This is a genomic window from Streptomyces sp. NPDC043427, assembly GCF_056436655.1.
The window spans coordinates 168,928-189,346 of sequence record NZ_JBWKCC010000002.1; the positions used below are offsets into that span (position 1 = coordinate 168,928).

20 protein-coding genes and 2 tRNA genes are annotated in these 20,419 nt (G+C 70.5%); 8 read left to right on the top strand and 14 right to left on the bottom strand.

Annotation, left to right across the window (positions count from 1 at the left end; translation table 11 throughout):
- Window positions 1–10 precede the first annotated feature (10 nt).
- Window positions 11–1,021 (top strand): ribosome small subunit-dependent GTPase A, encoded by a 1,011-nt coding sequence (gene rsgA / locus AC067M_RS04635; RefSeq protein WP_478695506.1) that lies wholly within the window; start codon window positions 11–13, stop codon window positions 1,019–1,021.
- Between the two features lie 121 nt (window positions 1,022–1,142).
- Entirely contained in the window at window positions 1,143–1,466 is a 324-nt protein-coding gene (locus tag AC067M_RS04640; protein ID WP_478695507.1) for a DMT family transporter, read from the top strand.
- Between the two features lie 36 nt (window positions 1,467–1,502).
- On the opposite strand, the gene AC067M_RS04645 is transcribed toward AC067M_RS04640, so the two are convergent.
- Window positions 1,503–2,117, bottom strand: a complete 615-nt coding sequence (locus AC067M_RS04645; RefSeq protein ID WP_478695508.1) for a TetR/AcrR family transcriptional regulator — start codon at window positions 2,115–2,117, stop codon at window positions 1,503–1,505.
- A gap of 291 nt (window positions 2,118–2,408) precedes the next feature.
- On the opposite strand from AC067M_RS04645, the gene hisN reads away from it, so the two are divergent.
- The gene (gene hisN / locus AC067M_RS04650; RefSeq protein ID WP_478695509.1) at window positions 2,409–3,209 is read left to right on the top strand and encodes a histidinol-phosphatase; all 801 of its coding nucleotides are present in this window, start codon (window positions 2,409–2,411) and stop codon (window positions 3,207–3,209) included.
- Between the two features lie 170 nt (window positions 3,210–3,379).
- Window positions 3,380–3,772 (top strand): CBS domain-containing protein, encoded by a 393-nt coding sequence (locus AC067M_RS04655; protein WP_478695510.1) that lies wholly within the window; start codon window positions 3,380–3,382, stop codon window positions 3,770–3,772.
- A gap of 63 nt (window positions 3,773–3,835) precedes the next feature.
- Here AC067M_RS04655 and AC067M_RS04660 read toward each other — a convergent pair whose 3' ends face one another.
- Window positions 3,836–3,976 (bottom strand): hypothetical protein, encoded by a 141-nt coding sequence (locus AC067M_RS04660; protein ID WP_478696012.1) that lies wholly within the window; start codon window positions 3,974–3,976, stop codon window positions 3,836–3,838.
- 80 nt (window positions 3,977–4,056) lie between these two features.
- On the opposite strand from AC067M_RS04660, the gene AC067M_RS04665 reads away from it, so the two are divergent.
- Entirely contained in the window at window positions 4,057–4,473 is a 417-nt protein-coding gene (locus tag AC067M_RS04665) for a Fur family transcriptional regulator (protein ID WP_478695511.1), read from the top strand.
- Window positions 4,474–4,604: 131 nt separating this feature from the next.
- Here the strand turns inward: AC067M_RS04665 and AC067M_RS04670 are convergent.
- The 4 genes from AC067M_RS04670 to AC067M_RS04685 form a co-directional block, all read right to left on the bottom strand.
- A tRNA-Met gene (locus AC067M_RS04670) sits at window positions 4,605–4,678 on the bottom strand.
- A 273-nt stretch (window positions 4,679–4,951) separates the two neighbouring features.
- Complete coding sequence (locus AC067M_RS04675) at window positions 4,952–6,835, bottom strand: tetratricopeptide repeat protein (RefSeq protein WP_478695512.1); 1,884 nt, start codon at window positions 6,833–6,835, stop codon at window positions 4,952–4,954.
- Window positions 6,836–7,062: 227 nt separating this feature from the next.
- Window positions 7,063–7,136 (bottom strand) — tRNA-Met (locus AC067M_RS04680).
- Window positions 7,137–7,177: 41 nt separating this feature from the next.
- Complete coding sequence (locus tag AC067M_RS04685) at window positions 7,178–10,147, bottom strand: UPF0182 family membrane protein (RefSeq protein ID WP_478695986.1); 2,970 nt, start codon at window positions 10,145–10,147, stop codon at window positions 7,178–7,180.
- Between the two features lie 164 nt (window positions 10,148–10,311).
- On the opposite strand from AC067M_RS04685, the gene AC067M_RS04690 reads away from it, so the two are divergent.
- The gene (locus AC067M_RS04690) at window positions 10,312–10,857 is read left to right on the top strand and encodes a PPA1309 family protein (protein WP_478695513.1); all 546 of its coding nucleotides are present in this window, start codon (window positions 10,312–10,314) and stop codon (window positions 10,855–10,857) included.
- 75 nt (window positions 10,858–10,932) lie between these two features.
- Here the strand turns inward: AC067M_RS04690 and AC067M_RS04695 are convergent, their stop codons facing one another.
- The 4 genes from AC067M_RS04695 to AC067M_RS04710 form a co-directional block, all read right to left on the bottom strand.
- Window positions 10,933–12,030, bottom strand: a complete 1,098-nt coding sequence (locus AC067M_RS04695) for a YlbL family protein (RefSeq protein WP_478695514.1) — start codon at window positions 12,028–12,030, stop codon at window positions 10,933–10,935.
- A 48-nt stretch (window positions 12,031–12,078) separates the two neighbouring features.
- Window positions 12,079–12,243, bottom strand: a complete 165-nt coding sequence (locus AC067M_RS04700; RefSeq protein WP_478695515.1) for a hypothetical protein — start codon at window positions 12,241–12,243, stop codon at window positions 12,079–12,081.
- Window positions 12,244–12,534: 291 nt separating this feature from the next.
- Entirely contained in the window at window positions 12,535–12,993 is a 459-nt protein-coding gene (locus AC067M_RS04705; RefSeq protein WP_478695516.1) for a molybdenum cofactor biosynthesis protein MoaE, read from the bottom strand.
- Between the two features lie 128 nt (window positions 12,994–13,121).
- Entirely contained in the window at window positions 13,122–14,234 is a 1,113-nt protein-coding gene (locus tag AC067M_RS04710) for an SDR family oxidoreductase (protein ID WP_393620394.1), read from the bottom strand.
- A gap of 192 nt (window positions 14,235–14,426) precedes the next feature.
- On the opposite strand from AC067M_RS04710, the gene AC067M_RS04715 reads away from it, so the two are divergent.
- A complete protein-coding gene (locus AC067M_RS04715) occupies window positions 14,427–15,860 on the top strand; it encodes a zinc-dependent metalloprotease (RefSeq protein ID WP_478695517.1) in 1,434 nt (477 codons plus the stop codon).
- The gene (locus AC067M_RS04720; protein WP_478695518.1) at window positions 15,857–16,372 is read left to right on the top strand and encodes an NUDIX hydrolase; all 516 of its coding nucleotides are present in this window, start codon (window positions 15,857–15,859) and stop codon (window positions 16,370–16,372) included. The genes AC067M_RS04715 and AC067M_RS04720 overlap by 4 nt, the downstream gene beginning before the upstream one ends.
- 44 nt (window positions 16,373–16,416) lie before the next feature.
- On the opposite strand, the gene AC067M_RS04725 is transcribed toward AC067M_RS04720, so the two are convergent.
- The 4 genes from AC067M_RS04725 to AC067M_RS04740 form a co-directional block, all read right to left on the bottom strand.
- Window positions 16,417–17,172 (bottom strand): AIM24 family protein, encoded by a 756-nt coding sequence (locus AC067M_RS04725; protein WP_478695519.1) that lies wholly within the window; start codon window positions 17,170–17,172, stop codon window positions 16,417–16,419.
- 18 nt (window positions 17,173–17,190) lie between these two features.
- Window positions 17,191–17,871 (bottom strand): AIM24 family protein, encoded by a 681-nt coding sequence (locus tag AC067M_RS04730; RefSeq protein WP_478695520.1) that lies wholly within the window; start codon window positions 17,869–17,871, stop codon window positions 17,191–17,193.
- Window positions 17,872–17,882: 11 nt separating this feature from the next.
- Window positions 17,883–19,574 carry a TerD family protein gene (locus AC067M_RS04735; RefSeq protein WP_478695521.1) on the bottom strand — a complete coding sequence of 564 codons (1,692 nt, stop codon included), beginning with the start codon at window positions 19,572–19,574 and terminating at the stop codon, window positions 17,883–17,885.
- Between the two features lie 202 nt (window positions 19,575–19,776).
- A complete protein-coding gene (locus AC067M_RS04740; RefSeq protein ID WP_478695522.1) occupies window positions 19,777–20,373 on the bottom strand; it encodes a M48 metallopeptidase family protein in 597 nt (198 codons plus the stop codon).
- Window positions 20,374–20,419 lie beyond the last annotated feature (46 nt).

The window sequence follows — 20,419 nt, forward strand, 5'->3', positions numbered from 1 at the left end:
GACATCCGCCATGCGTCGCTACAGCAAGCACACCGACGAGGACGACATCCGCAGCCGCCCGAACCGCAAGGGCAACCGACCCCGTACCCACATCCGCCCCAAGCACGAGGACGCCGCCGAGGGCATGGTCCTCACCGTCGACCGGGGCCGCCTGACCTGTCTGGTCGAGGACCGGATCGTGCTGGCGATGAAGGCCCGCGAGCTCGGCCGCAAGGCCGCGATCGTCGGCGACCGGGTGGCCCTCGTCGGCGATCTGTCCGGCAAGAAGGACACCCTCGCCCGGATCGTCCGCATCGAGGAGCGCACGTCGGTGCTGCGCCGCACGGCGGACGACGACGACCCGTACGAGCGCGTGGTGGTCGCCAACGCCGACCAGCTGGCGATCGTCACGGCCCTGGCAGATCCCGAGCCGCGCCCCCGCCTCATCGACCGCTGCCTGGTCGCGGCCTTCGACGGCGGTCTGGAGCCCCTGCTGGTCATGACCAAGTCGGACCTGGCCCAGCCCGACAAGCTGCTGGAGCTGTACGGCCACCTGGACATCCCGTACGTCGTCACCAGCCGCGAGGAGCTGGAGAACGGCGACGCGGCGGACCGGGTGCGGGAGCACCTCGACGGCCGGATGACGGCGTTCGTGGGGCACTCTGGCGTGGGCAAGACGACCCTGGTGAACGCGCTGGTGCCGAAGGACCGCCGCCGTTCGACGGGTCACGTCAACGCGGTGACCGGCCGTGGTCGGCACACCACGACGTCGGCGCTGGCGCTGCCCCTGTCGGGCGTGGACAGCTGGGTGATCGACACGCCGGGCGTACGGTCCTTCGGCCTGCACCACGTCGACCCGTCCCGCGTCATCCACGCCTTCCCCGACCTGGAACCGGGCACGGAGGGCTGCCCCCGCGCGTGCAGTCACGACGAGCGGGACTGCGCGCTGGACGAGTGGGTCGCCGAGGGCCACGCGGATCCGGCCCGGCTGTACTCGCTGCGCCGGCTGCTGGCGACGCGGGAGCGCACGGAAGGCGACTGACCTCCGCGTTGTTTGTCTTCCCGCAGGTCCGGCAAGGGCATAATCGCACCGGGTCGGATCCCAAGCCCGCCCAAGCATGACGAAGCGGTCACCGGACGTGGACAGTACGGGAGGACAGCACATGGCGTGGCTGCTGGTCATAGTGGCCGGGTTCCTCGAAACGGGGTTCGCCGTCTGTCTGAAGCTGTCGCACGGCTTCACAAGGCTCTGGCCGACCGTCGCGTTCTGCGTCTTCGCCCTCGGCAGCTTCGGCCTTCTGACCCTGTCACTGAGGAAGCTCGACGTGGGCCCCGCCTACGCCGTGTGGACGGGCATCGGCGCGGCGGGCACCGCCATCTACGGCATGGTCTTCCTCGGCGACCTGGTGTCGACGCTGAAGATCGTCTCGATCAGCCTGGTCGTCATCGGCGTGATCGGGCTCCAGTTGTCGGGGTCGGCGCACTGAGAGGCGAGGCGCGCTGAGAGCCGAACACCGGGCCGCTCAGACCGACTGGCGGTACAGGGCTCCGCGTACGAGCTCCGCGACCCCGCCGTCGCCGGGCGGCGCCGCTACACAGGACAGCGCCAGGCGCACGGCGAGTTCACAGGAGCGGGCCAGGTCGGCGGTGTCCGGCCTGACCGCACCGGCACCGGGGCCGGTGATCACGGCCACGGCACGGTCGCGGACCATCGCCACGAAGTCCGCGGGCGAGGGCAGCGGGCCGTCCGCCCGCCGCTGCGCCGGCAGGGCCGAGGAGGAGGGCACCCCGGAGAGCGTCGGCGAGGGCAGGCGCTCGTTCCAGGAGCCGGTGAGCATGGCCCGTACGAGCGCGTTCTCGCGGGCGGCCGACGTTGTCCACTCGGCGGTCGCGGTCAGCCGGTCCCGGGCGTCGGCGGGGGTGGTGAGCGCGCGCTCGACCCCGGCGAGATAGCCGTCGGCCTCCCTGCGGACGAGCGCCCGCGCGAGCCCTTCCTTGCTGCCGAACTCGTTGTACAACGTCTGCCGGGACACCCCGGCCGCCGCGGCGACGTCCACCATGCGCACGGCGGACCACGGCCGGCGCTCCAGCGCCTCGTAAGCGGCATCCAACAGGGACTCCCGCGCTGCAGGCATCATCGCCTCCCCGGGGCGAGCGACTCTGCGCCCAGATTTGACGCGTACCGAGGCACTGTCAAGGGTTCGCGAGGGCATCGGGGGGCGCCTATTGGCAGGCGCACGCGGGAGGTTGAGGGGTGGTACATCGTCGGCACTCCTGCCCGGGCCCCGCCGCGGGCATGCATCCGTCCCGAACCTTTCCGACAGCGCCTGCCACCCGAGCCGCCCCGGTCGTGCGACACCTCGAAGCGCGTCCCCGGCACCCCGGGCCCCTGTAGCCCGCCGTCACCGGAGGCAGATACCGTTCCCTCCATGCCGGACTACCTCGACGACCTCCGCCTCGCGCACGTTCTCGCGGACGCCGCGGACGCCGCCACCATGGACCGTTTCAAGGCACTCGACCTCAAGGTCGAGACCAAACCGGACCTGACTCCGGTGAGTGAGGCGGACAAGGCGGCGGAGGAGCTCATCCGCGGCCAGCTCCAGCGCGCCCGGCCCCGGGACGCGATCCTCGGCGAGGAGTACGGCGTCGAGGGGTCCGGCCCGCGCCGCTGGGTCATCGACCCCATCGACGGCACGAAGAACTACGTCCGCGGTGTCCCCGTGTGGGCCACCCTCATCGCCCTGATGGAGGCGGGAGAGGGCGGCTACCAGCCCGTCGTGGGCCTCGTCTCCGCGCCCGCCCTGGGCCGCCGCTGGTGGGGCGCGAAGGGGCACGGCGCCTTCGGCGGCCGCAGCCTGTCCTCCGCGAGCCGCCTGCACGTCTCCCGCGTCTCACAGCTCGCGGACGCCTCCTTCGCGTACTCCTCACTGAGCGGCTGGGAGGAGCAGGGCCGGCTGGACGGCTTCCTCGACCTGACCCGCCAGGTGTGGCGCACGCGCGCGTACGGCGACTTCTGGCCGTACATGATGGTCGCCGAGGGCTCCGTCGACGTGTGCGCCGAGCCCGAGCTGTCCCTGTGGGACATGGCGGCGAACGCGATCATCGTGACGGAGGCCGGCGGCGCCTTCACCGGGCTCGACGGCCGTCCGGGCCCGCACAGCGGCAACGCGGCCGCCTCGAACGGGCTGCTGCACGACGAGTTGCTGGGGTATCTCGGCCAGCGTGCGTGAGCGGCACGGCGCGCCAAGTACGAAGAACGGGATGAGCGTGCGCGCCCTCGATCGGCCGCGCACGCCCTCTTGTTGACCTCCGCTTTACCTGCCACTCTGAGGGGACCCTCACTTGTGAACTTGTGAACCCCTGAACGAATTCAGGGGCTCCAGGAGGTGACTCGGAACCCATGCTCGTCCGCGACGCCATGAGCACGGTGGTCCTCACCATCGGACCCGCCCACACCCTCCGCCAGGCCGCCGCCCTGATGTCCGCCCGTCGGGTGGGCGCGGCCGTGGTCCTCGACCCCGATGCCGGCGGTATCGGCATCCTCACCGAACGCGACATCCTCAACTCCGTGGGCCTCGGCCAGAACCCGGACACGGAGCGCACCCACGCCCACACCACCAACGACGTCGTGTTCGCCACTCCGTCCTGGACCCTGGAGGAGGCCGCGCACGCCATGACCCACGGCGGTTTCCGCCACCTCATCGTCCTGGACGGCGGCGAACCGACCGGCATCGTCTCCGTCCGCGACATCATCCGCTGCTGGGTACCGGCGCGACAGCACGCGCCGGCCTGAGCACCTCCCTGAAGGGCCGAACGGGCCGGACGCCCCCTCACCGAGGAAGCCCGGCCCGTTCGCTCACGACAAGCGGTCCCGTGCCGCCTGCATAGTTCTTCGCGCCCTTGTGGCGCCGTCGTAGAGGAAGCCGTCCCGCGCGTCGATGCGCGCCTCGGTGGCGTGCGGGCGGTTCACCGGCAGGTGGCCGGCAAAGCACCACATTGGACTTAGTCCAGTTCAAGCAGAAGTCCAAAGTCACACAGGTTCGGATTCTTGTCGCCCTTGCTGTTAGGCTGGTTCTCATGAGTGACCTTCTGGAACGGCTGCGCGGACGCGGCTGGCGAATGACCGCGCAGCGGCGCGTCGTGGCCGAGGTCCTCGACGGCGATCACGTCCACTTGACGGCCGACGAGGTCCACACGCGGGCTGTCGCCAAGCTGCCCGAGATCTCCCGGGCGACCGTCTACAACACGCTGGGCGAGCTGGTCTCCCTCGGCGAGGTGCTCGAGGTCGCCACGGACAAGCGCGCGAAGCGGTACGACCCGAACGCGCACCGTCCGCACCACCACCTCGTCTGCGCCCAGTGCGGCGCGATCCGCGACGTCCACCCCGCCGGCAACCCGCTGGCGGACCTCCCCGACTCCGAGCGCTTCGGCTTCACGGTCTCGGACGTCGAGGTCACCTACCGCGGCGTCTGCCCGAACTGCGCGGCGGCATAGCCCGCTCCCAGCTGAAAGCCCCGGCCCCACTCATGGGTGCCGGGGCTTTGTGCTGACGCTGGCCTTGCCTTGCTTCCGACCACACGCACCGAGGGCCGGAACCCTTTCGGATTCCGGCCCTCGGCCTTCAGTAGCGGGGACAGGATTTGAACCTGCGACCTCTGGGTTATGAGCCCAGCGAGCTACCGAGCTGCTCCACCCCGCGTCGATGAATGCAACGTTACGTGAAGGACCCACAGAGAAGCAAATCGATAAGAACGCAGGCCGGCCTCCTCCACCCCGTCCGGCGTCTGCCAGTCACTGTTCGACGTGGGAGAGGTAACGAGGACGAGGCCGCAGGCCGAAGCGGGGGTCCGGGGGCGCGCCCCCCAGGGGCGGCACGGGCAGGGGCTGCGAGGGCGAAACACCGCGACGGTGACGCCGGCGCCGGACACCTGGCTCACCAGGGCCGACGAGACTCACCCGGCGCCACAGAACCTCACGCCGACAGCTCCTCCCGCAACGCGTCGCGCAACCGCGCCGCCCGCTCGGCCACCTCCGCAGGCCCCAGCCCCACCGCCCGGTCGGCCCACCGCTGCCCCTCCGCCAGCTCACCCCGACGCGCGTAGACCAAGGCCAGCCGCAACGCCGCCCGCCCATGCCCGGCGTCAGCCGCCCGCGTCCACCACACCGCCGCCTCCGGCTCGCTCCCCTCCCGAGCCAGCAGCAGCCCCAGATTGAACGCCCCGTTGCGAGACCCGGCCTCGGCCGCCTCCCGGTACCACCGAGCCGCCTCCACGACATCGCCCCGAGCCGCGGCCAGCATCCCCACCCGCACCTGCGCCCGCCGGTGCCCCTGGGACGCCGCCCGCTCGTACCACTCCTCGCACTCGGTCTTCTCGTGCACCGACTCCCCGAGCTCGTGCGTGGACGTCGGCGGCCGCCGCGCGTCCAGCACGGTGGCCAGCCGGTACGCCGCCTCCGCGCTGCCGCCCCCCGCCGCGCACCGCAGATGCCGCTCCGCCGCCTGCTCGTCCCCGTCCCGCAGCCGGGCCATCCCGACCTGCAGCGCCGCCTCGGTGTGCCCGGCGGCCGCCGCCCGCTCGTACCAGCGGAGCGCGGCCTCGTCCTCGCCGCGCCCGGCGTGGAGGATGCCCAGGTTGAAGGCCGCGTCCACGCTGCCCGCCTCCGCCGCCTTGGAGAACCACGGCTCGGCACCGGCGGTGTCCCCGCCCTGCAGCAGCAGGATCGCCAGCGCGTTCGCCGCCTCCCGGTGCCCGGCGTACGCCGCGCGCCGGTACCACTGCTCGGCCGGCGCGGTCCTGCCCTGCTCGGCGCAGAGCAGCCCGAGGTTGTACGCGCCGTTCACGTCGCCCGCGTCCATCGCGGCCCGGTACCACCGCTCCGCGGTCTGCGTCTCGCCCCGCTCGGCGTGCAGCGCACCCAGCGCGTTCGCCGCGTTGCCGTCACCGTCCTGCGCGGCCCGCAGCCACCACACGGCGGCGCTCTCGGTGTCCCCCGCGTCCCGCAGCAGGAACCCGAGGGCGCAGGCGGCCCGCGCCTCCCCGTCCTTGGCGGAAGTCAGGTACCAGCGCCCGGCCTCCTTGAGCTCCCCGCGCTTCTCCAGGATCGTCCCGAGGTGCAGCGCGGCACGTCTGTGCCCGCGCGCGGCCGCCTGCCGGTACCACTGCTCTGCCTCGCCCCCGCCCGGGGGGCCACCCTTGTCGGGCCCGGCCTCGCCCGCCCGCGCCTCACCCACACGCATCTCACCCGCACGCGCCTCGTCCGCCCGCCCGGCTCTGCGGTCCAGCGCGCGGGCCAGCCGGTAGGCCGCCTCGCGGTGCCCGCGCTCGGCCGCGGCCCGCATCCACCGCTCGGCCCGCTCGTCCCCGCGGTGCTCCAGCAGGTCGGCGAGCGCGTAGGCGCCGAGCGCGTGCCCCTGCTCGGCGGACTGGCGCAGCCAGTACTCGGCGGCCGGCTCGTCCCCGCGCTCGCGGTGGTGGCGGCCGAGGGCGTGCGCGGCCGCGGCGGAACCGGCGACGGCGGCGATCCGCCACCACCCGGCGGCGTCGTCGGCGTAGCCACGCTGGTGAAGAAGGACTCCCAGGTTGTTGGCCGCGGCCCGGTCGCCGGCTGCGGTGGCGGCACGCAGATGGGGCTCGGCTGCGTCAAGATCGCCGCGGCGCAGCAGCATGCTTCCGAGGACGCTCATCGCCTCGACGTCGCCGGCCTCCGCCGCGAGCCGCTGCCGAACCTCCTCGGCTGCTTCCTCAGCCGCCTCCTCGGCGGTCTGCCCGGTTTCGTCCCGGGTTTCCTCCCCCATGGAAGGCTGCACAAATCGCCCTGTCTCGAACAGAGTTGCCTTGTCCCCCATAACGTCCATCGTCGCACCACCTGCAACCTGGGTACACCTCGTATACCGCAGCCAGTGAGGTCACTTCAGCGTTTTGTCGACATGCCCACAGAGAGACAAGTCAAACACAGTTCCCTCAACTCCCCACAGCGGCGCGACCATCACTTGGCGCGGCACATGCGTTCGCACACCACGAAGGCCCGGATCCTCTGGAGGATCCGGGCCTTCGCTGTCGCACGACTCGTCGTCGACTTCAGTAGCGGGGACAGGATTTGAACCTGCGACCTCTGGGTTATGAGCCCAGCGAGCTACCGAGCTGCTCCACCCCGCGCCGTTGTTCTGCAACCGTATCACGGCGCGGGGTGGGTTTGATCAACCGCTGGGACTACCGCTCGGCTTACCGCTGGGAGTGCTGCCCGGCTTACCGCTGGGAGTGGCGCTCGGACTCGGGCTGCTGGTGCCCTTGTTGCCGCTGCCGGCCTTCTTGTCGGCCTCGGCCTGGGCGTCCTCGGCCCGCTGCAGCGCGTCCTCGAGGTCCTTCTGCGCCTCGCCGTACTTCGTCCAGTCCTGCTCCTTCAGGGCGTTCTGCCCGTCCTCGAAGGCCTTCTGGGCGTCGTTCAGCGCCTCCTGGACCGTCGGGTTGTCCGACGTCGGCGGTGGCGTCGTACCGCCCTCCTCCGGTGGCTCGGGCGTCGCGCCCTCCGCTCCGAAGACCTTGTTGAGGGCCTCGTCGAGCGTGTCCTCGAAGGCGGTGGTGCCGCCGTACGTCACCAACACCTTGCGCAGCAGCGGGTATTTGAGTCCACCACCGCGTACGTAGACCGGCTCCACGTAGAGCAGTCCGCCGTCGAGCGGCACGGTCAGCAGGTTGCCGTACTCGACCTCCGAGTCGCCGCCTTTCAGCAGCCTGATCGACTCGGCGATGTCCTGTTCGGAGTTGAACTGGCTCTGGACCTGTTTGGGCCCGTCGACGGTCGTGCTCGTCGGCAGTTTCAGGATTCTGATCTTGCCGTAGTCGCTGGTGCCCGCCTCGGCGTCGACCGACATGAACGCACTGAGGTTGTCACGGCCGTTCGGCGTGAACGTCGTCGTCAGCGAGAACGCCTGTTGCGTCTGGTCGGGCATCTTCATGCTCAGGTAGTACGGCGGCACCGCGTTGCCCGACTTGTTGGTCGGGTCGTCCGGCACCTGCCACACCTCGCTGCCGCTCAGGAACGTCGTCGCGTCCTTCACGTGGTAGCGGGAGAGCAGTTCGCGCTGGACCTTGAACAGGTCCTGCGGGTACCGGAGATGTGCCATCAGCGACGACGAGATGTCGCTCTTGGGCTCCACCGTGCCCGGGAACGCCTTCATCCAGGTCTTCAGGACCGGGTCCTTGGTGTCCCACTGGTAGAGCTTGACGTCGCCGGTGTACGCGTCGACGGTCGCCTTCACCGAGTTACGGATGTAGTTGACCTGGTTCTGCTGGGCCACCACCGCGCGCGAGTTGTTGGTCGCGGTCAGCGAGTCGGCCGTCGTGTCACCGAGGGTCGTACGGGAGGCGTACGGGTAGCCGTTGGTGGTCGTGTACGCGTCGACGATCCACTGGATCTTGCCGTCCACGACCGCGGGGTAGGCGTCGCCGTCGATGGTCAGCCACGGGGCGACCGCCTCGACGCGCTCCTTCGGCGTGCGGTTGTACAGGATCCGCGAACCCTCGCCGATGGCACCGGAGTAGAGGATCTGCGGCTCACCGAACGCCACCGCGTACGCGGCCCGGTTCACCGGGTTGGAGAGGTTGACCCCGCTCTTGCCCGTGTAGGTGGTGGTCTTCTCGCCGTTGTCGTCGGAGTAGTCGATCTCCTTCTGGGGACCGCCGACGATCGAGTACGTCGATGTCTTCTCGCCGTAGTAGATCCGCTGCTGGTACGTCCCGAGGTCGCCCTGGGACGGCAGGTCGGACTCGGTGAAGAGCGGGCGGCCCTCGGCATCGGCCGTGGTGCCCTTGGCGGCGACCACGCCGTAACCGTGGGTGTAGCGGAAGTGGTTGTTGATCCAGTTCTGCTTGTCGACGCCCGCGAGGTTCAGCTCACGCAGACCGATGACCGTGTCCTGGTCCTGGCCGTCCTTGTTGTAGCGGTCGACGTCCAGGTTGTTCGGGAACGCGTAGTACTTCCGCATCTGCTGGAGCTGCTGGAAGGTCGGCGAGACGACGTTCGGGTCCATGATGCGGATGCTCGCCGTGTCGTCGACGTCGTCGCGCAGCTTGGTCTTGTCATCGGCGTTGCTCTTGCCCGAGTACTCGGTGACCTTGGCGCCGTCGATGCCGTACGCCTCACGCGTCGCCTTGAGGTTCTTCTCGACGTACGGCGCTTCCTTGGCCTGCTCGTTCGGCTGGACCTGGAACTTCTGCACGATCGCCGGGTACAGCCCGCCGATGAGGATCGCGGAGAGCACCATCAGGCCGAAGCCGATCACGGGCAGCTGCCAGGTGCGCCGCCACAGGGTGGCGAAGAACAGCAGGGCGCAGATGACGGCGATGCAGAACAGGATCGTCTTGGCCGGCAGGTAGGCGTTGGCGTCCACGTACCTCAGGCCGGTCCAGTTGTCCGTCGCCTTGAAGTCGCTGGACTTGACCGCGAGGCCGTACCGGTCGAGCCAGTACGCGACCGCCTTCAGGGCGACGAAGACGCCGAGCAGCACCGAGAGATGGCCGGTGGCCGCGGCGGTGGCGCGCGCGCCCGGGCTGGTGACGCGCAGCCCGCCGTAGAGGTAGTGGGTGAGCGCGGCGGCGATCACCGACAGGATCGCGGCGGCGAAGCCGAAGCCGAGCAGGAACCGGTACCAGGGCAGGTCGAAGGCGTAGAACGAGACGTCGAGGTGGAACTGCGGGTCCTTCTGTCCGAAGGAGACGCCGTTGACCCACATCAGCCAGGTCCGCCACTGGCCCGACGCCGAGGCGCCGGCGATCAGTCCCACCAGGGCGGTGATCCCGAGCAGCAGCCACTTCTTGTACGGCGCGATGCCCATGCGGTAGCGGTCGAGGCTCTGCTGCTCCATCGACATCGCGCTCAGCGGCGGGCGCAGCCGGTGGGCCAGCCAGATGTTGAAGCCGACCGCGAGGGCCATCAACAGACCGAAGACGAAGAAGAGCCCGATCTTGGTCCACAGCGTGGTGGTGAAGACGGACGAGTAGTTCACCGAGCGGTACCAGAGCCAGTCCGTCCAGAAGCCCGCGAACATGGTGAACGCCATACCGAGGACGGCAAGGACGCCCAGCGTCATGAGCAGGGTCCGGACACGCCGGGACGGGCGGCCCACTCTCATCCGCGGCCCTGTCGGGCCTCCGCCGCGGTCCGGCATCTGGAAAGCCAAGGTGCGCCCCTCGAAGTTCGCTGTCGATTCGTCAGGCCCGCGTGTTCGTGGACCGTCCGGGGCCCCCCGTGATCGTGGGCCCACACCTATGCAACTTACTCACCGTTTACTCGGTTCCCGATTCCGGGTGGGAACGAGGCAGGATTGTGACCATGTCCAACACTCCCATGGCAGCGAGCCCGCTCACCCGGGCCGTACTCGAGATCGACGAGTACGCCTCCGGCCTCGGCTGGGACCAGCCCGCCCGCCTCTTCGCCCTCGTCGACACCGCACGGCTGCGGGTCCAGGAACCCGCGCTCGCGGCCCAGCTCGGCCTGGGGGACGACGAGCCGGAGAGCACCGGCCTCACCCCGATCGAGCAGGACGAGATTCCAACGGACAAGGCGCTCGACGAGTTCCTGGGCACGATCGCCTGGCCCGACGCGGTGGCCGGCTGCGCCCTCACCGTGGAGCGCCTGATGCTGCCGCCGTCCGCCGAGGCCCAGGTCCCTGAGGGGCTCAACGAGAAGAAGCTCACTCAGTGGGTCGCCGAGCACCCCGACCGCCAGGAGGTCCGCATGACGGTCGCGGTCCTGCGGGACGGCGCCCGTGAGTCGGCCCTGCGTCTGCGCGAGAAGGACGCCCCCACGGAGGTCCTCACCGGCTCCGACCTGGTTCCGGGCCTCGCGGAGGCGCTGGCGGCCACCTTCGTCGACTGAGGTCTGCGTGTACGACGACGGGGTGCCCCTTGCTTCGAGGGGCACCCCCTTCGTCGTACGAGGGCGGCTTGCTTGTCAGCCCTTGGTGGTGCACTTCGGCAGGTCGGCGGTGTCGCCGCTGCGGATGTCCTTGAGGGCGCCGAGGGCGTCCTCGATGGTGTTCACCTTCACCAGCCGCAGCCCGGCGGGGGTGTCCTTGGCGGCGGACGCGCAGTTGTCGGCGGGCGTGAGGAAGTACTGGGCGCCCTTGTCGCGGGCGCCGACGGTCTTCATCTCGATGCCACCGATGGGGCCGACCTTGCCGTCGTCGTCGATCGTCCCGGTACCCGCGACGAACTTGCCACCGGTGAGGTCGCCCGGGGTGAGCTTGTCGTAGATCCCGAGCGAGAACATCAGACCGGCGCTCGGTCCGCCGACGTCGGCGAGCTTGATGTCGATCGTGAACGGGAACGTGTGGTCGGTTCCTGCGGAGATCCCGACGATGGCGCGCTTGGCGCCCTGGTCGTTCGAGGTCGTGGTGGTGATCGTGATGTCCTGGGTGCGCGTCGCCGTCTTGTTCTCCTTCTCGGCGGCGGCCTGCTCCTTGGCCGGCACGATCGTGAAGACGACGTCATCGCCCGGCTTGTGCTTGGTCACCAGCTTGGCGACGTCGTCGGGTGCCTTCACCGTCGTGCCGTCGACCGCCTTGATGACGTCACCCGCGTGCAGCTTGCCCTCGGCCGGTGTCGCCTTGCCGACGGTGGAGACGATCACCCAGGACTTCACCGGGACGCCGAGTTCCTTCAGGGCGGCGACCTTGGCGCTCTCCTGGGACTGGCTGAACTCCTCGGCGTTCTCCTGGGTGGACTCCTCCTCGGTCTTGCCGTCCGGGTAGAGCGTGTCGTGCGGCACGACCTTGTTGTCGTGCGCGAGCCAGCCGTAGACGGCCTCGACGAGGTTCATCCGGTAGTCGGCGCTGGTGACCCGCACGGTGGTCATGTTGAGGTGACCGCTCGCCGGGTAGGTCTTGCGCCCGGAGATCTGCAGCACCGGCTCGCCGTCGTGATCGCCGAGGGTGTTCACCGTCGGCCCCGGGGACATCTCCGAGTACGGCACGGGGATGAACACTCCCGCGCACAGGAGCGCGATCAGCATCAGGGTGGAGGCGAGCATCGTCGCGGTGCGGCGTGGCATGTCTCGACAGTACGGGACGCCTCTGTCAGCACACCGTCAGGGCCGCCCTCAGGTACCGGAGCGCGGCTTCTCCATCGCGGCGCGGAAACGGGCGTATCCGTCGAGCTCAGGGCCGTCGCCGCGGGCCTTGCGGGTCCGGTTGGCCCAACTCCCCCACACTCCGGCGACGATCGCAGCCATCAGCGGAATCAGCAACCAGGCGAGCGCCGCCATCCCGACCTCCCAACCCCAAGTGAGCGACCGCAACTGACTGATCAGCAGATTAACCATCCGCACTGACAACGCTCATGCCAGGGGTGCGGTTACGCAACCGGAGCGATGCCGAGGCCCGACCGGGCCGGCTCAGCAGGCGCCGACCCGCCCTCCCGTCACCCGACCACCACCCCTCAACGACGGCGCTACACGCCGACCCGCCCTCCCGTCGCCCGACCACCACCCCTCAACGACGGCGCTACACGCCGACCCGCCCTCCCGTCGCCCGACCACCACCCCTCAACGACGGCGCTACACGCCGACCCACTCTTCCGTGCCGTCGGAGAACTTCTGGTGCTTCCAGATCGGCACCTCGTGCTTGAGGTCGTCGATCAGCTTCCGGCAGGCCTCGAAGGCCTCGCCCCGGTGCGGGCACGACACGCCGACGACCACAGCGAGGTCACCGACCTTCAGGTCCCCCACCCGGTGCACGGCCGCCAGCGCCCGCACCGGGTACGCGGCGACCACCTTCTCCGCGATCCGCCGCATCTCGGCCTCCGCACTGGGGTGGCAGGAATACCGGAGCTCGTCGACGTCAGTGCCCGCGTCGTGATTGCGCACGGTCCCCACGAACAACGCGGTCCCCCCTGCGGCGTCGTCCCCGACAGCTCGGAAGATCTCGTCCAGAGAGAGGGGTGTCTCACGAATGCCGATGAGCTTCACGGGGTCCTCAGCGGCCTGCTCGCCCGGGTGATCGTTCCTGGATGCCATGTGTCCATCGTGCCGCACGCGCGCGACGCGGGTGAACAGGGACGTGGGTGAACAGGGCTGTCACCAGCACGCGCGGGCACCGGTTCGGAGCGTCCTACAGATGACCGCGTGCCACCGGGCGGCGGCTCTCAGATCCTCCGCCGCACCTTCCGAGCCCGCCGCACCACTGCCGCCGCACCCAACAACGCGACCGTCGCCCCCGCGGCCCCCGCGGCCGTCGCGTCCTTGCGTCCCAACCGCCGACCGACGACCGTGTGCCTCCCGGACACCTCCTCCAACAGCTCCGCGAGCACCTCCTCATTGGTCCACTGCGGTCGCCACCCCGCGTCATGGAGCCGACTCCCGCTCACCACCCAGGGGTACATCGTGTACGCCAGATCCCCCGCCGGGGACGGCGTGAGCCCGATACGGTGCAGCCGGGCCGCCGCGCCCAGCGCTACGGCGGACGGCAGCTCCATCCGCCGGATCCCGCTGAGCTCCTCGACCTCCTCCTGCTCCAGCCACCCGTCACACCCGACGGCCAGCTCCCCCTCGACCTTCTCCAGGACGGCGTACTCCAGCGCCCCCACCAGGTCCTCGACATGGCAGAACTGCCAGGCCGGCCGCGACCCGGCCACGACCAGCAGCCGAGGCGATTCGAAATACCTCGTCAGCGCGGTGTCCGTACCTCCCACCAGCACGGCCGGCCGCACCACGGTGACGTTCAGCCCGGGATGCGCCCGCGGAGCCCTGCGCGCGAGCCGCTCGATCTCCAGCAGGTCCCCGACCCCGGTCGCCTCCGCGGTCGCTCGCAGCTCCGCGTCCTCGGACAACGGCAGCTCGTTGTCCGGCAGCGCCCCGTAGACCATCGCGGACGTGCACAGCACCACACGGTGCACCCCGGCCGCGGCCGCGGCCGTGAGTACGGTCTGCGTCCCTCGCACGTTGTAGGCCGTCCGGGCGGAAGTGTCGGACCCCAGGTCCAGGTCGAGCGCCAGATGCACCACGACGTCCGCGCCGCGCAGCTTCTCCGCGATGGCCGGATCACGCACGTCGAGGATGTGCCACTGCGCGGCCGCGCACTCGCCCCTGCGCTCGTCGATGGCGACGACCTGCTTGATCTCACCCGACGCGGCGAGCCGCTCGGTCAGCAGCGCGCCGACGCCGGACGCTGCACCGGTGACCGCGACGACGGGGCCGCGGATGGCCGGACTGGTCGAGTTGTTTCGCGGTGCGCGAACCTGCGGATCTGGGGAACTCACCGGGCGTCTCCAGCGGTTGTCTTCAGTACGAGCGCGAGTGACGCGTACGTACCAGGTGGCATCCATCCTGCCGCAGGCCGTGACTCGGCGAAGCACCGAGGCCCTAACGGCCGGTGGTGTCTACGCTGGGTGGTGTTGTCGGGCAGTCGCGCCGTCGGAGAGAACCGGCGGCCTTACCAGCCGAGGATTCCCGTGAGTGACACCCCATTCGGATTCGGCCTTCCGCCGGAGGAGCCGGACGACGGCGACGAGGGCAAGAAGAAGGACCAGCAGAGCGGTGGTGGTCAGGGACCCGCCAACCCGTTCGGTTTCGGCGGTCTGCCCGGTGCCGGAGGCTTTGGCGGCCCCGGCGCGGACAACCCGCTCGCTGCCATGTTCGGTTCCCTGAACCCCAGCGACTTGGGCGCCGCGTTCCAGCAGCTGGGCCAGATGCTCTCCTACGAGGGCGGCCCGGTGAACTGGGACATGGCCAAGCAGATCGCCCGCCAGACGGTCTCCCAGGGGACCGCAGACGGCACCAAGGACACCAGTGTCGGCCCCTCCGAACGCACCGCGGTGCAGGAGGCAGTCCGCCTGGCCGACCTGTGGCTGGACGACGCGACGTCGCTGCCGTCCGGTGCCGCCTCCGCGGTGGCCTGGAGCCGCGCGGAGTGGGTCGAGGCGACACTGCCCGCGTGGAAGGAGCTCGTCGACCCGGTCGCCGAGCGCGTCGGCGCGGCGATGGGCGACGTCCTGCCGGAGGAGATGCAGGCCATGGCCGGCCCGCTGATCGGCATGATGCGCTCGATGGGCGGCGCCATGTTCGGCACGCAGATCGGACAGGCCGTGGGCGTCCTCGCGGGCGAGGTCGTCGGGTCGACCGACATCGGCCTGCCGCTCGGCCCGGCCGGGAAGGCCGCGCTGCTCCCGGTGAACATCGAGGCGTTCGGCAAGGACCTCAGCGTGCCGCAGGAGGAGGTGAGGCTCTACCTCGCCCTGCGCGAGGCCGCCCACCAGCGCCTCTTCGCGCATGTGCCGTGGCTGCGCTCGCACCTGTTCGGCGCGGTCGACGGATACGCGCGCGGGATCAAGGTCGACACGGCCAAGCTGGAGGACGTGGTCGGCCAGTTCGACCCGCAGAACCCGGAGCAGCTGCAGGACGCCCTCCAGCAGGGCATGTTCCAGCCGGAGGACACGCCCGAGCAGAAGGCCGCCCTGGCCCGTCTGGAGACGGCCCTGGCCCTGGTCGAGGGCTGGGTGGACGCGGTGGTCCACGCGGCCGCGAAGCCCCGTCTGTCGTCGGCGGACGCGCTGCGCGAGACGCTGCGCCGCCGTCGTGCCTCGGGCGGTCCCGCGGAGCAGACGTTCGCCACGCTGATCGGTCTGGAACTGCGCCCGCGCCGGCTGCGTGACGCCTCCCGTCTGTGGGCCTCCCTCACGGACGCGCGCGGTGTCGACGGCCGTGACGGCCTGTGGGCCCACCCGGACATGCTGCCGACGGCGTCCGACCTGGACGACCCGGACGGCTTCGTCCACCGCGAGCAGCTGGACTTCTCCGAGCTGGACAAGATGCTCGGCGAGGCGGCGGACAAGCCCGACCTGAAGAAGAAGGACGAGGGCGACAGCAAGGGCGACGACACCGAGTGAGCCTGTACGACGACGCGGTCCTCGTGCTCAAGGGCTACGAGGACCAGGGAGAGCTGCGCCAGACCTACCTCGACCACTTGGCGCAGCACCCGGACGGCATGTGGAAGGCCTGCGCGGACGGGCACATCACGGCGAGCGCGCTGGTGATCGACCCCGAGCGGGCCCGGGTCCTGCTGACCCTCCACAAGAAGCTGCGGATGTGGCTGCAGATGGGCGGCCACTGCGAGCCGGACGACGCCACACTCGCGTCGGCGGCCCTTCGAGAGGGCACGGAGGAGTCGGGCATCCCCGGGCTGACACTGCTGCCGGGCGGCCCGGTGCGGCTGGACCGGCACCTGACGCCCTGCGCCTGGCATCTCGACGTGCAGTACGCGGCGCTCGCCCCGGCCGACGCGGTGGAGGCGATCAGCGACGAGTCCCTGGACCTGCGGTGGTTCGCGTACGACGAGGTGGCGGACGTCGCGGACGACTCCGTCGTACGACTGCTGGAGGCGACACGGGCCAGGCTCTGAACATGTAAGGGGTGACTGCAATTGCCGTCACCCCTTACCCGTGCTCAACTCCAGACGTTGCCCTGGTTCTGCCCCCGGGCGCCTTGCTGGCCCATGCCGTACTGCGCGGCCAGGCCGGAGCCGATCTGGGCGTTCTGCGGCGGGAGCAGTTCACTCGGCTGGACCAGTGCGAAGCCGGTGCCCATGAAGCTGAGCTCCCAGCCCTCACCGGTGTTGCCACGCCTCCGCCACACCCCGGAGGAGTGCGTCTGGGCCTGCATCTGCACGCGCAGCCCGGTGGACCAGGCGACGATCGCGTCAGCGTCGCAGTTGACGTACTTGTCGGGCGTGACCTGCATCATCAGCGGCGCGCCCGAGGTCATCAGGGCGACCCTGCCGCGGCCGGTGATGTTGAGCTGGTACTTCCCGGAGCCGGAGATGCCGTACAGGCTGTCGACGGCGATGACCTCGTGGTGCAGCGAGGAGTCCATCGCGAGGACGTAGCTGCTGTCGACCGTGAGCCCGTCCTGCTCCACGTCCACCAGGTGGACGTGCTGCTTGAGGTTGGCGAGGTAGACCGTGCCCTGCCCGTGGCAGCGCATCAGATCGAGGCCCTCCCCGGTGTGCGCACGCGCGCGTGACTGCTGGTTGCTCTGGTACTCGGCGTCGAACTCGACGAGGCCCTGGTAGGCGACCATGGTGCCCTTGCGGGCGAGGATGTCGTCGTGACCCTCCAGGGTGACGCGGAGCATCTGCTTGTTCTGCAGGCTCCAGCGCTCCTGGGTCTGCTGGTCGTTGTAGGCGAAAAGCGGGCTCTGCATGGCGTTTCTGGCTCCCCCTCAGCCCCGCACCCGGAGGCGGTCGGTGCTGTCCTCGCTGGGCTGGACGACGACGATGCCCTCTCCGGAGAAGGCCATCTGGTAGGCCTCACCGCTGCCCCGGCCGATCAGCGACTGCGCCTTGAAGCTGCGCTTGCCCTTGACCTTGAGGTTGGGGGACCAGGCGACGAGCGCGTCGGGGTCGACGTACGTCTCGTTCTCGCCGCCACCGCAGTCGACGACGATGGGCTTGCCCCGGGAGGTCAGCGCGACCCAGCCCTGCCCGGAGATCTTGGTGTTCCACAGGCCCTGTCCGGCGAACTTCGCCAGGCCCTTCACCCGCTCGACGCCCCACGTGAGGTGCGCGTCGAAGGCGAGCAGGTTGGTGGCGTTCACGGAGATGCCGTCGCCGTTGAGGTTGATCACGACGACGTTCGCCCCGTAGTCGGCGAGGTAGAGCAGCCCGTCGCCGGAGCACTTCATCAGGGGCGCGCCCTCGCCGGTCATCCAGTCCTTCGCGATCTGGCGCACGGCCGGCGGGTTGGGCTCGTACTGGACGAAGCCCTCGTAGGCGACCATCGAGCCCACGCGTGCGAAGAGGTCGTTTCCGGTCTGCATGGCGACCTTCAGCATGTGGTTGCCGTGGTTCTCCATGCGGGCGGTGACGGGTGCGGGGGCGTAGCCCGCGAGCGGCTGGTTCATGACGGGCTCCCTCAGACCTCGTACGGCTGGACGACGATGAAGTTGCCGGGCGCGCCCCGGAACTGGAGGTTGACGCTCTCACCGGTGTCGCCCGGGTAGGCGTTGCGGCGCATCCGCACCTGGCTGGAGACGACGACCTGGGAGGCGGCCGACCAGGCGACCACGGCGTTGCAGTCGGCGAACGTCGTCGGCGTGACGGGCAGCACGACCGGCGTGCCGTGCGTCTTCACGACGATCGTGCCGGTGCCCGTGAACTGCATCGTGAACAGCGCGCCGCCGGGAATGCCGTGGCCCTCGATGCGGCGGACCTCGTACTGGAGGCTCTCGTCGAAGGCGAGGACGTTCTCGGCGGACACGCAGATGCCGTCGCCCTGGAGCTCGATGGGGTGCAGCATCGTGGAGTTCTCGGCGAGGAAGACCTGCCCCTGGCCGGTGCAGCGCATCAGCTGCATCTCCTGGCCGGTCGCGTTGCCCACGATCCGGCCGGCGAAGCCCGCGCCCTTGTAGCTGAAGTCGACCTTGCCCTGGTAGAGCACCATGCTGCCTTGGCGGGCCAGCACGGGCTGGCCGCCCATGCCGAGGTCGACGCGGATGAGCTTCTTGTTCTGCTGCGTCCAGCGCTGCCCGGTCGGCGTCTCCTTGAACTGCTGCAGCGCGGCAGCCACACCGGCGCCCTGGGGCGCGCCCTGCGGCACTCCGTAGCCGCCGGTCTGCTGGCCGGGGACCTGCCCGAACGGGGGCTGCTGGCCGTAGCCCGGGGGCGGGGTCGGCTGCTGGCCGTACCCGGGCGGCGGCGTCGGGGCGTGGGGGGCCTGGGGCTGGGCGTAGCCCGGGGGCAGGGGGGCGGTCTGGCCGGGGGCCTGGCCGTACGGCTGCTGCTGGGGCGGCTGGCCGTAGGGCGCGGGGGCGGGAGCCGGGGGCGGTGGGGCACCGCCGGGCGGGGTCATGGGCGCGACAATGGTCGGCGCGGCGTGCACCCCGGGCGTGGGCGCCGGGGGCGGAGTGGCTCCGGGCGGGGGCGCGAAGCCCTGCGCGGCAGGCTGCGGCTGCTGCGGGGTGGGCGCCGGGGCCGGGGCGGACGGGGCGCCGAACGCGGGAGGGGCGGTGGCCTGGGCGGGCGGGGCGAAGCCGGGAGCGGCGCCGGACTGCTGCTGCGGGGCCGCGGGCGTCTCCTCCTCCAGCACCTCGCCGCCGAAGTTCTTCAGCAGCGCGTCGAGACCGCCGTCGAAGCCCTGTCCGACGGCCGCGAACCGCCAGACGTCCTTGAGGTAGAAGTCGCCCAGCATCACGGCCCGCTCCGTGGAGAACTCCGAGCCGTCGAAGGAGTACCGGGCCACTTCCTCGCCGCCCGCGACGATCCGGATGTATCCGGGGCCGACCTGCGACATCTGGCCGGCGCCGTCGACCGTCGCCGTGAACGACAGCTTGTGGATCTGCGCCGGGATCCGGTCGAGGGTGACCCGGAACGACTCCGTGTCACCCGCCTGCGCACCCAGGAGCTGGATGGACTCCTCGGGGGACTTCGGCTGGTTGAAGAAGATGAAGTACCGGTCGTCCGAGAGCCGTTCATCGGCGTCCAGACCGAAGCAGCTGATGTCGAACGTCAGCCCCGGGCCGGAGATCTGCACGCCTACGTACAGATCCGTGCCCGGCGTGAGGTCACTGATCTTGGCCTTGTGGCCGCGTTGGAATTCCCTGGCCATGCGTAACGACCGTCCCCCATCCCGAATGCGAGTGCGTCGCGCCAGGCTAACGGCTAACTCCGACATCGCACGAAGTCGGTACAGACCCGGTACACAACCCGCGATCAGCGGCGAGGCGGGCGCAGAGCGCGGGCGGGCGCCGGGCGCCCTACGTGCCCACGCGGGTGTGCCGAGTGCCCTACGTGCCCACGCGCGCGGGACGTCAGTCGTCGCGCGCGCCGGGGGGATGAGGCAGCCGGTCGGCGGCGACCACCCCCTCGAGATAGCCGCGGGCCCGTTCGGTCCTCGGATACGCCTCGAGCAGGCGCCAGAAGCGCGGCCCGTGTCCGGGCACGAGCAGATGCGCGAGCTCGTGGAGGAGGACGTAGTCGATGACGTACTCGGGCATGCCCTGCAGCCGGTGCGACAGGCGGATACTGCCCTCGGCCGGAGTGCATGAGCCCCAGCGGGTGTTCTGGTTGGTGACCCAGCGGACCGAGGTGGGCCGGGCCCGGCCTGCGAAGTACTGGTCCGACAGCCGCTCGGCGCGCTCGGCCAGCTCGGTGTCGCCGAGCGCCCGCTTGCTCTCCTGGGCGGCCAGCTTGTCGAGCATGACGCTCACCCAGCGTTGCTCCTCCGCCTCGGACATCCGGGCGGGGATGAGCACGATGGTGCGATCGCCCTCGCGGTACGCGGAGACCGTCCGGCGGCGCCGGGTACTCCTGCGGACCTCGATCGCGCTCGCCCCCGAGCCGCTGGGCGGCTGGCTCGTCGCGCTGCGCTGTGGCGTTCCGGCGCTGTGCAGGGGTTCGGCGGGCACGCCCCGACGTTACCCGCTGCACACAGGGAAGTCCCGGTCCGGAATG